Source organism: Xenorhabdus kozodoii (assembly GCF_002632875.1).
In the GTDB taxonomy this organism is placed as follows: domain Bacteria; phylum Pseudomonadota; class Gammaproteobacteria; order Enterobacterales; family Enterobacteriaceae; genus Xenorhabdus; species Xenorhabdus kozodoii.
In genome coordinates this window covers 36,701-50,852 of sequence record NZ_NJCX01000011.1, presented here as the reverse complement: position 1 = coordinate 50,852, position 14,152 = coordinate 36,701, and the positions used below count along the sequence as shown (strand labels likewise).

Genomic DNA, 14,152 nt, shown 5'->3' with positions numbered 1-14,152 from the left:
TTACCTCGATTTTTCCTGATTACGGACAGCCCAAAACTCAATTCTTAAGCCAGGGAAATCACCGGCCAAGTGCAATGCAAAGCCGCTGGATTTCTCCATTTGTTTCCATAAGTCACCTTCTTTTTCTAATTCAAAATAGACATAACCTGAATGCCAGGGAATTTGCCTGGGTACGGATGGCATTGCCCGCAGCGAGATGCCGGGTAATTGCAATTGAACCAATTCACGTATACGTCCAACGGGGGCAATTTTCATTTGGGCTGGGAAATTGCTCACCAGCATCTCATTCGCAACATCAGCATGGACGGCCAGAATAAAGCTGAACATATTTATCATATTGGCGTCGGGCAAGGTCGCAATATTCAAACCATGGGAGTATTCCGTTAAGGGTAACTGAATGGCATGTTCTTCCAGAATGATGGATAACCCTTGGCGCAATTGGAACATGAGCTGATTGAAGCACCGTGTTAAATTGTCATGATCATAGGAGGGTAAATCCTCTCCGGGTATACGGCGTTGGGAGAATGTCGCTAATTCCGTGGCAAATTGTAACCACTCACTGAATAACCGTTCTGGATGCAGTAATGACAGGTTTCTCATATGGCTCACCTGACCACTATAGCGATTCAACAGTGACAACAAGAGAAAATCCATAATCTCTGAATCGTGGTATTGGCCTAATTGTAGCAGGCGTTGGCTAATTTGTTGTCGGCGTTGCTCTAGCAAGTCTTGTATATCTTTGATAAAGGTGGATAGTTGTGGACTTGCATGGCAGTTAAGCACGGGAGGAATAAACAGTGGATCAAGGTGGATTTTTTTGTCATTTGTTTTATTCATGACATGCACAAGGCTCAATGCCGTCCACTCAGGGGTTAAATCAGATTCCAGCATCAGGCGCAAACGCATTTTGCCAAATTGGATTGCCGCATTACCAACTGACATGGCATTAAAGTCGTTGACTTCAGTTTCAAAGCTGACAAAGCGTGCTAAAGAGTCGTTTTTTTCACTGAAAATAACTTCTTCTTTTCCTCGCCGGAAAGTGGGTAAAGCCAGAACAACATGGTTATCCGACGGGTTTTCACCAAGCTGTAAAGGGGTCGGGGCATCGGTGGCATCAAAACTAAAGGGGGTTCCGTCAGGAAAAATACCACAGGCTGTGGAAAGACTGACTTTGCCCAGATTAAGTGATTCTTGATCCCATTCGAGGGTCAAAAAGCCCCAATAGTAAGGATTCTGTGCTACCCCCCAGTCACGAATATAGGCTTCCAAATAGTTTTCGGCCTGCTGGAAGTGGTGGGGGCGCAAAAACATCCCCTCTGTCCAGATAACTTTTTCTGATCTATTCATTATTTTTTTCAGCTCCTGCCACGCAACTTAAGTGACATTCTTTAATGAGACTTAAGCCATGATTAGTGACTTTTACGCACACCCGTAATTCGTCAGAAGGAGAGCGCCAGAACTCGTAAAAAGAGGGTTTTTCAGGTACAGGTACGGGAAATGAAATACGCCATTTTTTGCCATTTAATTCCTTATACTCAGCGATAAGCCCAATATAATTGGCTTCTGGTTGGCTTTTTTCCAATAGGCAATGCGTGGCTTGGGAAGGGCGTATAAATAACTGGTTCTTATTAACCAGCTTATCGCCCAACATATTCTTCCGGGCATTGTCTTGCAGGGAAAAAAAGTCGGCAGACATAAACTCTTCATTAGATTTTAATAAAAAGATGTCTATTTTCATCGGTGCTGAATTATTCACATTAGGTTTTGTATCGAAAATTAATCGATAGGGAGGTGCTTTTTCCTTTGATGAGCAACCGGTTATGACTATTAGCGCTGTGATTATCGGTACTATGGATAGGAAGCCTCCCTTTTGCCACAGCTTGATTGGATTTAAACCCTTTTTTGCCGCTTTCTTTCTGGGGGAAAGAGATGTTGTCATAATATTAGTCGAAGCCTATTTAGACATATACCAATCTAACTTCAATATGCGTGTGATTTCTCCCCGCGAAGCGGGGAGATATAAGACGCATCTTGAAAGGCGACTGGTATAATATTCTTTTAATAAAGAAAAAATAAAAATATCAGGCAGCAATGATCAGGACTTTTGTTTGGCTGGGAGCAATGCGTGAACCCATGGCATTCGTTGAGTTTTGCATGGTAGAGCTTGACATTCGGGTGACCGGAGAGCCTTTAATCAAGACGGAGTTGGCACCCATAGTATGACGGGCAGGGCCCATTACGGTGCCAGAAGCTACGCCAAGGTTGGTGCCGGCATTATCTCCTGTTGTCATTGGTATGGTTGTGGCCAGATTATGGGCTGGACACCCCATAAATAGAATGTTAATTGCATTGCTTATACCGGTAACGCCTTGTGCCATATTGGGGTAAGGCACAGGAACAGGCGTAAACATTGGGGTCAGGCAAACATCGGGAGTGGCGATATCCATTCCACCGCCTTGAGTGTTAGCAAACATAGCCTTTTTCCTTTAGCAGAAATGAATTAGCCGATATGAATTTGTTCAGCATCGATTTTGGTGATGGCTTTTGCAGAGACAATCGTCTGTTGAGCATGCAATCGGGCATAGTTTTCAGCTTGCATATCTAACTGGCCAGCACGAACCTGCTCTGTTTGGGTTGTATGGCGAAACAGGTGATGGCTGAGTTGCGTGACTGTTTTCCAGAGAGATTCGAGCTGATTGCCGACCAAACGAGTGACGGATACCCATGCAGACAGGGATTTCCCGCGGTATTGCATTTCACTGATATGGCAATTTCCCTTGTTGGCGGTGATCGCAAATCCGTTGCTGTGCATACTTAAGTTTCCTTGTGAAACGATGGAAAGATCACCGGGGATACTGATTTCAGCGGGTTGCTGCTGCGCCCGTTCCAATATGGCTAATATCCAGAGTTGATTATTGATTTTAGTCATCAGTACCGTATCTCCCATGCTGGGCGTCAACAGGCAACTGGCAGCTTGCCGGCAATGCCAGCCACGATGGTTATTGCTTTCCGCCATAAAGCTACCCCCTTGAAGAATATCAACAATTTGGCCTGTCATCTGCTGCAATGGCTCAGTGGTCAGGGTAGTAGTAAAGGGGGATGGGGAAAGCGCATAAGAAGGCTTAGTCATTTTGATTCTCCCGATTAAATCTTGTTATGTTGCATACTCCACTCTTCAGCGGCAAACAGCTCAGGATCATTTTCCAGAATCCCCTGACGGTCAGAGAACATGGCCCCAACTTGTTGGGTACGATGAAACAGTGTTCTCGTGAAGTGAGCCGTGCGAAAATCACTGTTGTTAACGTTGGCATAGGAAAAATCCGCGTAAGGCATATGACAACCCGTAAATTGTGCATTCACTGCATGTACCTTGTGCATGACGGCCAATGCCAGATTACTGTGCCGGAAATCGGCAGATTCAAGGCATGCACCGATAAAAAGGGCTTGTTCAAACCCGCTGTTTTTACAACAGGCCAGGGTTAAATCCGCGTCGATAAATAACGCCTGAGTTGCATTGGCATTCGATAATGAGGCATTTTTTAAAATCGCATTTTTGAAATTGCAATTATTCAGTATGGCATCATTGAAATTGGCGGATTCAAGCTGGCTTCCCATAAACTGGCACGCTTTAAGGGTTTGTTTATGGAAATTTTGCTGACGTAAATCACATTCAAAAAAAGTGGTTTTGCCAAATTCAGTGGCAGAAAAATCGCTTGTCCGTAAATCCTGACGAAAAAACGTGACTAAAAAATAGTGACCATGGCTAAATTTTGTGTGATCCATGGATGAGGAAAGAAAGGTGATCCTATCAAATTGACTGTGGCTGAAATCCGCATATTGCAGTGAACAAGATAAAAACTGGGTATTCTTTTGTTTTGTCGCCGTAAATTGTGTTTTTTTTAAGACAGATTGATTAAATACAGTGTCTGTTAATGCGCTTTCATTGAAAACGGCTCGCCCAAGATTGCACTGTTCAAATGTATTTTGCTCAAGTGTGGAAGAGGCGAAATTTACCCCTTCTGCCTGGCACTCGATAAACGTGGACTCTTTTATTAAAGCATGGGATAAATCAGCGCCTGAAAAATCGACTTCTTTAAAAATACCCCTGGATAACTCACGCCCGGCCAAGGCGATATGTTGCAAACTGATTTTTTCAATAATCTCACCATGCTTGATTTTGTTTACCAGTTCATCGAGCGTCAGTAAACTCATATCACATCCTTATCTCGTTTGGGCAAGGTCTTGGTGCGCTTAATATAAGCATTCGTGATTGAGGTTGAATCACTGATAATCGATTGGGACATATCAGTACGAAAGAGATTGGCTTCGCGTAAATCTGCCTTATTGAAGCTGCATTTCTGCATAAATGCGCCCATCAAGTTGGCGTTATTCAGTAACGCCCCGCTAAAGTCTGTTCTAATAAAGGTATTTTTTCCTGCATCAAGGTACTGCATATTCGCTGACTGGCAGTTGGATTCACTGAGATCACTGTTATTCAGGGTCGTGGCATAGAATGTCGCATTGACCAGGGGAATTTGGCGTAGGTTGCATTCCGTCAAGGTGGCATAGCTGAAATCGGCTTGATTAAGCTCACTGTCCATAGCAAAGGCGCAGGTCAGCAACGTGGCTGAATGAAATCGGATACCGTTTGCTTCCGTTTCCACCCATGAACAACTTTCCAGCTCGGCATGATCAAAAATGGCTTTTTGTAGCTTGCACTTAATAAATGAAACTTTATTCAGATTTGTGTGGTTGAACTTGAGTGCAGGAAGTTCGAGTTCCATAAACGTACAGTTCTGCCATTGTGAGTATTGGAATTGGCAATGTGTAATGAAAATTTTTTGCAAGAGCAGGTCGGTCAATATGGCATGGTCAAAGTGACAATGATCAAACCGGGTTTCTTGTAATTGGGTTTCGGTGAAACGTGCAGAAGAAAAGTCACTTTGTTCACATTTAGCCAGCGATAGGTTGGCATTATCGAATTTGGCTGCACGTAACGAAGCGTGGCAAATTTCGGCTCTGGCTAGTATGGCTTCGTTGAAATTGGCGCCATCCAGTTGGCAATGATTTAAGCATGCACTTTCCAACAAGGCGCGATTGAAATTGGCTTCCCGCAGATCCATACCGGACAAATCAGCGCCGGTAAAATCCATTCCAGTGAAATTTCCGCCTTCTTGCATGATTTTTTGTACTCGTTTTCGAATGATTTGTGACAGGCTGCCTGTCAGGCGCGGGGCAGGGCTTTGTGTCTGTACCGAAGATAAATACATTGCGTGTAATGATTGTTCGATTTGTGCCAGCTCTTTGTCATTGAAACCCATCTGCTGTTTTTGTTGTTGTAACATATCCCGCATCTGATGCAGGTTTTCTGGCCCGGTGGCTTGTGACTCACTCGTCGATTTTTCAATATCAACCCCTTTTTCTGTCCCTAAGGCTTTCATTTCTGCTTGTTGCAATTGGGCTTCAGCCTGTTTTTCAGCAGAATATTGTTCGATTTTTTCTATGAACTCCGGTAATTCATCCAGCTTCGGCTGGGAGGGGAAGGGGGGATCTGTTTCCGCCGGGAGATAGGTATTGATATCGTAACCATATTGATCAAGTTGTTCTTGTTGTTGCTCCCGCAGGCGTTTTTCATGATTTTTAAAATCTTGTAGCAAGGGTGAGTCACCAGCAGGTTGTTCGGTATCCAGCCATGGGCCAATAATCTCTTCAGCGATAAGATCTTTTTCCCGAAAACTGTATAAGGCCCCTTTTTCTTTATCCAGACGTTGTTCAACAACCCGCAAGTAATGCTCCGTTGAACGGGGTTTATCGCCCAATTCCAGTGCTGATACCATTTGCAAGACATCCTTGGCGTCATCTTCATTAATTTGTGTGCTGCCATGCCAAATGAGGATCATTTTTTCCAGGTGAGGAAAAAACCACACGGTGGTATTACGCATGAGAATTTCTTCAAAAATCTCCTCATTGAGACGTAATCGTTTGATAAAGCAACGTGCTTGCCATGTCGGCAAAACACCTTGCTGGACAGGCTTTTCTGGATGCATATTCCAAATACGCCACTTCGCTTGCTCAGGCAATGTGGTGTTTTCTTCCCACCATTGATCTTCGGGGGCGGCATTAAATAACCGCCAATCAATGTCATTGGAAAAACCGGGGAATTCGTTTTCCAGCCATGCCTTGTCATATTTTTTTCCAATACGGCTAAAACGGCGTGACCAGATAAAATCTAAGGGGCAAAAACTTGCCGGAACAGGGGTTTCCGGCTGTGAAGTTAATTGTCGTTGCGATATCAATCGATTATGCAGTGATTCAATGTTAGGCAGACGATGGATTTTCATCCCATTGCCCAGCTCTTCTGGATTGAAACCTATTCCGTGCGGATTTTCCTCATAGCCTTCGCCGCCGAAAGCTCGACTCCAGTCCAACCTCATCTGCTCAAAAGGCTGTGGTTTTGAGGGCGAATCATCGATCCAATGGCGATCACCGAAAGCAATCAGTGTCTTATCCAACTGTCCAACCTGGATACGGGCAGCACTGGCGGTTTTATCAGCCTGATGATGGGTATAGGCATATCCTGTAGCCAGAAATTCAGCACAAGGTTTAGGCATCGCGAGATCGATAATACCCTGACAGGTTTCCAGCTCACTCGCTGCAAGTTGCCAAAGCTCTGCTTCCGGGCGCAAACGTGGGGAAGGACCCATATCCGCTAGCGCCATAATAGAGACCCCAAGGTGGTTTTTTTGTGACCAACGATAAGGTCGATAAAGCATACTCAGTCGCAGTGGTTTGATCACTTTCATAACAATCTCAATGTGATATAACTTTTTGATTTATACCAGTCCAACTTCAAGTTGTAGATGCAGCCAATGTGAGTGTTTATATCTCCCCGCGGCGCGGGGAGATATAAGACACATATTGAAAGGCAACCGGTATATGTTATTAACTGATGATGTGTAAGCTGCTATTTGAGATATTGGCGTTTGAAATGTTAATGAAAACTGTTGAATTGCCCAATTCCACAGTGGATTTATTCAGGCCTACATCTGCTTTAGTGATGGAGCAAATAGTCTTACTGATATCAAATAAAGTTGATGAAATATTCGTCCCAGTCGAACCCATGTGTAATCCCATAAAAGATACTGATGTTCCGACTATACTCATGTCGAACCCTGCCATGGATATAGCTGTATTTTTCGATGAAAAAATAGATTGCGGGCAATCTATTATTACATTGGTATCGCTTTTTATGGTAATAAGGTTAGGGCTTGAGATCTTTGTCACCCCGGTAATGTCCTGAATCCAATTTCCATTAATAGTTGCTTTGAGATCCCCCGTCAGTTTGTAAGTATCACCGCCATTGATCTCGGTTTTTCGTCCATTTTTAATAGACGCTTTCTGGCCACTTTCGACCGTTAATATATCTTTACCCTTAATCGTTGTTTCATGATCTGCTTTATAGGTGAAATTGGCATTTCCCGTTACGGTGTCTTTTTGCTGTTTTTTTATTTCAGTCGTACGGTTTCCATCAACAGTGACTTTCTTATCTTTTTCCACCGAGATATTCATGTCACGTTCCGCATGCAGATCAAATAACTCCTTATTGGGTTCATCATCTAAAAAAAGATAGTTGGCCTGATCATGCTTACCGCCTTTCGTATTCGACATAATACCGACACGGGTTTCATGTTTGGGTAACTCCCATGGTGGCATATTCTCATTGTTATAAGTACTGCCGATGACTAAAGGCTTATCAGGATCACCATTAACAAAACTAATCACCACTTCTTCGCCCACACGAGGGACAGATATGCTGCCATAACGCCAGCCAGCCCAACGGGTTGCAACTCGTACCCAGCAAGAGCGGGTATCATCTTTTTTGTCGTCTTTATCCCAACGGAACTTCACTTTTATCCGGCCGTATTTGTCAGTCCATATTTGCTTATCTTTGGGACCGGTGACGATAGCGGTTTCAAGACCCGTCACTTTTGGCCATGGTGTCACTGCCAGTGGTTTCCAATGGGTGCTGGCAGGCACTGCTTCAAATTGAATCGCATTTTTTCTTGTATTTGAATTTGAATCTGAATCAAAAAGGTCGCCCGTGATGGCATTAAAAATTTCGTCAGTAACAACATCAAAAATATCGTCAGAAGGTGCAGCCATATAAGGCTTTTCATGAAGAGAGTAATGTGTGCCTATAATTAAATAGTCACCATGATCATCGCCTTTAATGCCACTGGGTAGGGATAGTGTGAAAATATGCCCAGGCGCCATTCCCAGCACATTTCCTTTCCCATTAACCCGCTCACTTTTTGCTTCGGCAGCTTGCTGACGAACTTTGGCATAAAATTGTCCTTGTTCATTTTCTACATAGTGTCCTGGCCAAATGAATATCTCCGTATTATCAATAGAGCTGGCTGGAGTCTGAATGGCTGTATACAGTTCAGCCCGTGGCTTACGGAAGTCGTAGTCGTCAAGGCTATAAGTGTTCGGGATGGTGATACTAGAGACATTCCAACGGTAGATATATTCTGTGAGATGTTTTTGCAGTGAGTTACCCGTATTGATGTATTTAATCTTATTATATCCAGGCATTGGTTCATGTGATTGAGGAGCATCAACCAAAATCAGGGTATGGTTTCCCATATCATGTTTGAAATAATAGTAAATTCCTTCATGTTCCATTAGACGGTGGATAAAATCGAAATCAGTTTCATTATGTTTGACGCAGTATTCCCATGTGCGATACTTTTCAACAAGTTGGTTTTCAAACAAAATGCCAGATTCATTCAGGACTTCGGCAATAATATCCGGTACAGTTTTATCTTGCCATATACTATAACCAAATTTCTGTTGCAATTCCCATAACTTAGGCTTGACGGTGGCGGTATATAAATAAAGCCTGTCATCATATTTATAAAATGGATCGTAGGATATTTTTTCTATCTGTCCACTTAAGTATCTTGTTGGCGCTGACTTATTTTTTATTTCTACAGTAAGTACCGTATTATGCAGGGATACTGGGTCTGATAATCTTTTCTTGCTTAATAATTCAATTTCAAACTCATAGACTTCAGATAACCTTTCTCTCCCTCTAAGGGATTTGAAATATAAAGATTTATTCGGCAATATGGTATGTGCGATAAACTGTCTTTCCATAGGATATCCTTGCATGAGGTCATAGCTACCGCATATTCCTTGCAACCTAAGGAACATACAGAAAATGGAGTAATAATAGGGTGATAGTTTCTCTGATATGAGTTAAGCATAATGTTCACTGTTTGCAATCTGTAGACGCTATCCTGTTTATGAAATATATAAGTTTATTTTTATTGTTTTATTTTATTTTGTCTCTATAGATGTCTATGTATTTATTAAATAATATTTTTTAAGAAATACTAAATTGTTTAACCCGATAATAAGGCAAACCTATTGGTTAGGGATTGTTTTAGATTGGAGCGCATAACAGATTAATTTATAATGTATATTTGAGAAAAGCAGGCTGATTATTGAACCCTGAATGCCTTGTTGGATAGAATGCTTTTTAAGCTGGTTAACATAGTTTCTATCAGAAAATATCTCTTTGATTTTAATGATTGAAATAGGCATAAATAAGTTTTTTAATCATTAACTTCTTTTTTGTGAATTTTATGAAGTTGTTTTTATGAAGATGGGTATTTTCTCTAAGGTACATGGGGTTGAGGGTAGGAGATAGGGTTGATAAGGATACGAACGAAGATTCTGAGTAGCATTTGGGTTACAAAAAACCAACATTTTGCAGGAACATTTGGTTGTATGTGGGGTGTTTGCAATTCATCCAGCCATAGAAATTATTAATATTCAACAATATTATCTTGATTTCTTTGGCCTAATTGCTTTACATCTTTTATGTCCATTTCATAAAAATTAATTTAGAAAATACTATGAATTTATTGAAATCACTGGCAGCGGTCAGCTCAATGACGATGTTCTCTCGCGTCTTGGGCTTTATTCGTGACGCCATCATTGCCCGTATCTTTGGTGCTGGCATGGCGACGGATGCCTTTTTCGTTGCCTTCAAATTACCTAATTTATTGCGCCGTATTTTTGCTGAGGGGGCTTTCTCACAAGCCTTTGTTCCCATACTTGCTGAGTATAAAAATCAGCAGGGGGATGAAGCAACACGCACTTTTATTGCCTATATATCAGGGATGTTGACGCTGATTTTGGCAATAGTCACCGTGATTGGGGTGATTGCCGCCCCTTGGGTCATCTATGTGACGGCGCCCGGTTTTGCTGATACGCCGGATAAGTTCACTTTAACCCGTGATCTACTCAGGGTGACGTTCCCCTATATTTTTTTGATATCTCTGGCTTCCTTAGTGGGGGCGATCCTCAATACGTGGAACCGTTTTTCCGTCCCCGCCTTTGCGCCAACACTGCTCAATGTCAGCATGATTATTTTTTCGCTGTTTGTCGCCCCTTACTGTAACCCGCCTGTGATGGCATTGGGTTGGGCCGTGATTGCTGGTGGGATTTTACAATTGGCTTATCAGCTTCCTCACTTGAAAAAAATAGGCATGTTGGTATTACCGCGGATTTCCTTCCGTGACAGCGCGGTATGGCGTGTTATTCGTCAGATGGGGCCTGCTATTTTAGGGGTTTCAGTGGGTCAAATTTCACTGATCATCAACACGATTTTTGCTTCATTTCTCGTTTCTGGCTCGGTTTCGTGGATGTATTATGCCGATCGTTTAATGGAATTGCCTTCGGGGGTGCTGGGGGTTGCGTTAGGCACGATCCTTTTGCCGTCACTGGCAAAAAGTTTTGCCAATGGCGATCACGAGGAATATCGAAAGTTAATGGACTGGGGATTGCGCCTTTGCTTTTTGTTGGCCCTGCCTTGTGCGGTGGCGTTGGGCATTCTGGCAAAACCCTTGACCGTGTCACTCTTTCAATATGGCAATTTCTCCGCCTTTGATGCAGAAATGACACAACGGGCGTTAATTGCCTACTGTTTTGGCCTGATGGGATTGATTGTTGTTAAAGTCCTGGCACCGGGTTTTTACTCCCGCCAGGATATTAAAACCCCCGTCAAAATTGCGATTGCAACCCTGATTTTGACCCAGTTAATGAACCTTGCTTTTATTGGTTCGTTGAAACATGCGGGGTTAGCGCTTTCTATCGGTTTAGCTGCCTGCTTCAATGCCAGTATGCTTTATTGGCAACTGCGTAAACGTGAGATTTTTAAGCCGCTGGCAGGATGGGGGATCTTTTTGTTGAAACTGGCGGGGGCAATCGCAGTCATGGTTGGGGTTTTGCTGACGATACTGTGGGTTATGCCCGCCTGGGAACAGGGCAATATGGCATTACGCCTGATGCGGTTGATGGGGGTTGTGGTTGCAGGTGCAGGTAGCTATTTTGCCGCACTGGCTTTGATGGGATTCCGATTAAAGGATTTTGCTCATCGAGGATTGCAGTAAACGAGCTGTTATCAAATGGCCGCCCAATGATGGATTGGGCGGCCTGAAACTGGCATGACCTGATCATGCCAGTTTGGTGGGAACAAAGTGATTACATCCGTTCTACCGTTTCGATCCCCAGGGTATCAAGGCCTAGCTTCAACGTCTTCGCTGTCAGCAGTGCCAATTTCAGGCGGCTCTGGCGTACGGCTTCGCTATCAGCATTCAGGATCGGGCAATGTTCGTAAAAACCGGAGAACAGGCCAGCCAGATCATAAAGATAAGCACACATCACGTGAGGCGTGCCTTCACGGGCAACGGTTGTGATCGTCTCTTCAAATTGTAACAGGCGCGTCGCCAGGGCTTGTTCACGTTCTTCGTTCAGAAGGACAGGTTGTGTCAGGCTATTTTCATCAATGTCTGCACGCTTGAAGATGGAATTCACACGGGTATAGGCATATTGCATATAAGGTGCGGTATTGCCTTCAAAGGCGAGCATGTTATCCCAGTCAAATACGTAATCGGTCGTACGGCTTTTGGAAAGGTCAGCATATTTCACTGCGCCAATACCTACGGCGTTGACAATCTTTTTCAGTTCGTCTTCCGGCATATCCGGGTTTTTTTCGCGGATCAGAGCGTTTGCGCGTTCAATGGCTTCGTCCAACAAATCAGACAGCCTTACTGTACCACCTGCACGGGTTTTGAATGGCTTGCCATCTTTACCCAGCATCATGCCGAACATATGGTGTTCGAGTGACATAGACTCAGGAATGTAACCCGCCTTGCGTACTATTGTCCAAGCTTGCATTAAGTGCTGGTGTTGGCGTGAATCGATGTAGTAAAGAACACGGTCGGCATGCAGGACTTCATGACGGTACTTGGCGCAAGCAATATCCGTCGTGGTATAAAGGTAGCCCCCATCTTTTTTCTGGATGATAACCCCCATTGGTTCGCCTTCTTTATTCTTATACTCATCAAGGTAAACCACGGTAGCGCCATCGCTTTCAACAGCAAACCCACGCTGTTTCAGGTCGGCAACAATGCCAGGCAGCATATCGTTATACAGACTTTCACCCATGACATCTTTTTGGGTCAACGTCACATTCAGGCGATCGTAGGTTTCCTGATTCTGTGACATGGTGATATCCACCAGTTTGCGCCACATGGTACGGCAATATTCATCACCGCCTTGCAGTTTTACGACGTAGTTACGGGCACGAACAGCGAACTCTTCATCTTCGTCGTAAGTTTTCTTCGCTTCACGATAGAAGACCTCTAAATCCGCCAATGCCATATCACTGGCATCTTCATTCTGGACTTTTTCCAGATAAGCAATCAGCATGCCGAACTGAGTGCCCCAGTCACCAACATGATTGGCACGGATGACTTTGTGCCCTAAAAATTCCAGGGTACGTGCCGCGGCATCGCCAATGATCGTGGAACGAATGTGCCCAATGTGCATTTGTTTTGCAACGTTCGGTGCAGAATAGTCGATAACGATGGTTTGTGGTGTTACCGGGGTGATCCCCAGTTTTTCATCTTTCAACGCTGTTTCAATATTGGCAGCAACCCACGCTTTATCCAGAAAGATATTGATAAAACCAGGGCCTGCAATCTCAACTTTGCTGGCAATGCCTTGCAGATCCAGCAAACTGACGACTTTTTCTGCCAATTGTCGAGGTGGCATGCCCACTTTTTTTGCTGCCGCCATGACACCATTTGCTTGGTAGTCACCAAACTGAACTTTTGCAGATTGACGAACGTGAGCTTCACTGTTAGCCGGAGCACCAGCCGCAATCAGCGCATGGCTGATTTTTTCTGAAAGGATTGCCTGAATATTCACCGTGTTACCTTCAATGACGCACAAAAGTGCCTGCATTTGAATTATGCAGATACTTTTAAGCGTGTGGGTTATGAGAAAATAACGGGTTTTATACCATATTCAACATCCTGCATGCTACCATCAGCCGTGGCTTACAAGATGACTTTGGGTTTTAAGCTCGCCTTTCAGACAATTCTTTGCCATTCCAGCTAAAATCCGCCGGATTTTAGGGCAAGGGGAGAAAACGATTTTGTTGGTTTTTTTGATGGGGAAAAGATGACACATTTTTCAACAGTTTCTGAATTACAGGATTTAGTGGCTGATTTATCCAGATTTGAACAAAAGCTAAAGCAGTTTGGTGAATCGCTTGGTTTAGAAATTACGCCCTATTCAGCAGACCACATTTCCCTGCGTTGTAATGACATTTCAATCGCTGATCGCTGGCGTCAGGGTTTTCTGCAATGTGGTCAATTGCTGTCTGAAAGCCGAATTAATGGTCGGCCGATCTGTTTATTTGAGTTAGAACAGCCAATCCCTTTACTTGGCTGGCACATTGATTGTGTCGAATTGCCTTATCCGGGTAACAAACAATATGTTCACGAAGGTTGGGAACATGTTGAATTTGTTCTGCCTGTATCACCAGAGCAACTGATACACGAAGCCTATAAGTTACTGCCTGATCCGCTACCCGCCGTGTTTCGTACCAAAGAAAGTCAGCCGAAAGGCGATAATGAACGTTTGCCAAACCCAACGCTAGCGGTGACAAATGGCGAAGTCACCATCAAATTTCACCCTTTTTCTCTCAAAGAGATCATCAAAAGCGAGTCGTCGATAAAACGGGTGCTTTTTTTGTGATCTCTATCTTAGTCCTATTTGGTTAAATTGTAAC

Annotated in this window: 10 protein-coding genes; 2 read left to right on the top strand and 8 right to left on the bottom strand. The window is 43.6% G+C overall.

All coding sequences use genetic code 11. The annotated features are described in order from the left end of the window. The 7 genes from tssK to Xkoz_RS09160 all read right to left on the bottom strand — a co-directional run bounded on the left by tssK (position 1) and on the right by Xkoz_RS09160 (position 9,159). Positions 1–1,347: a type VI secretion system baseplate subunit TssK gene (gene tssK / locus Xkoz_RS09190; RefSeq protein ID WP_099141875.1), complete on the bottom strand. Its 1,347-nt coding sequence runs from the start codon at positions 1,345–1,347 to the stop codon at positions 1–3. Further along, entirely contained in the window at positions 1,340–1,939 is a 600-nt protein-coding gene (gene tssJ, locus Xkoz_RS09185) for a type VI secretion system lipoprotein TssJ (protein WP_099141874.1), read from the bottom strand. Before tssJ ends, tssK begins: the two co-directional genes overlap by 8 nt. 142 nt (positions 1,940–2,081) lie before the next feature. After that, positions 2,082–2,474: a DUF4150 domain-containing protein gene (locus Xkoz_RS09180; protein WP_099141873.1), complete on the bottom strand. Its 393-nt coding sequence runs from the start codon at positions 2,472–2,474 to the stop codon at positions 2,082–2,084. Positions 2,475–2,500: 26 nt separating this feature from the next. Beyond that, entirely contained in the window at positions 2,501–3,130 is a 630-nt protein-coding gene (locus tag Xkoz_RS09175; protein ID WP_099141872.1) for a DUF3540 domain-containing protein, read from the bottom strand. 14 nt (positions 3,131–3,144) lie between these two features. Beyond that, on the bottom strand, positions 3,145–4,212 hold the full coding sequence (locus Xkoz_RS09170; RefSeq protein ID WP_099141871.1) for a pentapeptide repeat-containing protein: 1,068 nt from the start codon (positions 4,210–4,212) through the stop codon (positions 3,145–3,147). Beyond that, the gene (locus tag Xkoz_RS09165; RefSeq protein WP_099141870.1) at positions 4,209–6,803 is read right to left on the bottom strand and encodes a DUF2169 family type VI secretion system accessory protein; all 2,595 of its coding nucleotides are present in this window, start codon (positions 6,801–6,803) and stop codon (positions 4,209–4,211) included. The genes Xkoz_RS09170 and Xkoz_RS09165 overlap by 4 nt, the downstream gene beginning before the upstream one ends. 139 nt (positions 6,804–6,942) lie before the next feature. Beyond that, positions 6,943–9,159 (bottom strand): type VI secretion system Vgr family protein, encoded by a 2,217-nt coding sequence (locus Xkoz_RS09160; protein ID WP_099141869.1) that lies wholly within the window; start codon positions 9,157–9,159, stop codon positions 6,943–6,945. A 764-nt stretch (positions 9,160–9,923) separates the two neighbouring features. On the opposite strand from Xkoz_RS09160, the gene murJ reads away from it, so the two are divergent. Next, complete coding sequence (gene murJ / locus Xkoz_RS09150; RefSeq protein WP_099141867.1) at positions 9,924–11,462, top strand: murein biosynthesis integral membrane protein MurJ; 1,539 nt, start codon at positions 9,924–9,926, stop codon at positions 11,460–11,462. Between the two features lie 91 nt (positions 11,463–11,553). On the opposite strand, the gene argS is transcribed toward murJ, so the two are convergent. Continuing rightward, complete coding sequence (gene argS, locus Xkoz_RS09145) at positions 11,554–13,284, bottom strand: arginine--tRNA ligase (protein WP_099141866.1); 1,731 nt, start codon at positions 13,282–13,284, stop codon at positions 11,554–11,556. 255 nt (positions 13,285–13,539) lie between these two features. Between argS and Xkoz_RS09140 the strand changes: the two genes are divergently transcribed. Next, complete coding sequence (locus Xkoz_RS09140; RefSeq protein WP_099141865.1) at positions 13,540–14,118, top strand: VOC family protein; 579 nt, start codon at positions 13,540–13,542, stop codon at positions 14,116–14,118. Positions 14,119–14,152 lie beyond the last annotated feature (34 nt).

Excerpts from the sequence above, each read along its gene's own strand:
- Xkoz_RS09140 (WP_099141865.1), top strand. The coding sequence starts at position 13,540 with ATGACACATTTTTCAACAGTTTCTGAATTACAGGATTTAGTGGCTGAT.
- murJ (WP_099141867.1), top strand. The coding sequence starts at position 9,924 with ATGAATTTATTGAAATCACTGGCAGCGGTCAGCTCAATGACGATGTTC.
- Xkoz_RS09170 (WP_099141871.1), bottom strand. The coding sequence starts at position 4,212 with ATGAGTTTACTGACGCTCGATGAACTGGTAAACAAAATCAAGCATGGT.
- Xkoz_RS09160 (WP_099141869.1), bottom strand. The coding sequence starts at position 9,159 with ATGGAAAGACAGTTTATCGCACATACCATATTGCCGAATAAATCTTTA.
- Xkoz_RS09180 (WP_099141873.1), bottom strand. The coding sequence starts at position 2,474 with ATGTTTGCTAACACTCAAGGCGGTGGAATGGATATCGCCACTCCCGAT.
- tssJ (WP_099141874.1), bottom strand. The coding sequence starts at position 1,939 with ATGACAACATCTCTTTCCCCCAGAAAGAAAGCGGCAAAAAAGGGTTTA.
- tssK (WP_099141875.1), bottom strand. The coding sequence starts at position 1,347 with ATGAATAGATCAGAAAAAGTTATCTGGACAGAGGGGATGTTTTTGCGC.
- Xkoz_RS09165 (WP_099141870.1), bottom strand. The coding sequence starts at position 6,803 with ATGAAAGTGATCAAACCACTGCGACTGAGTATGCTTTATCGACCTTAT.
- Xkoz_RS09175 (WP_099141872.1), bottom strand. The coding sequence starts at position 3,130 with ATGACTAAGCCTTCTTATGCGCTTTCCCCATCCCCCTTTACTACTACC.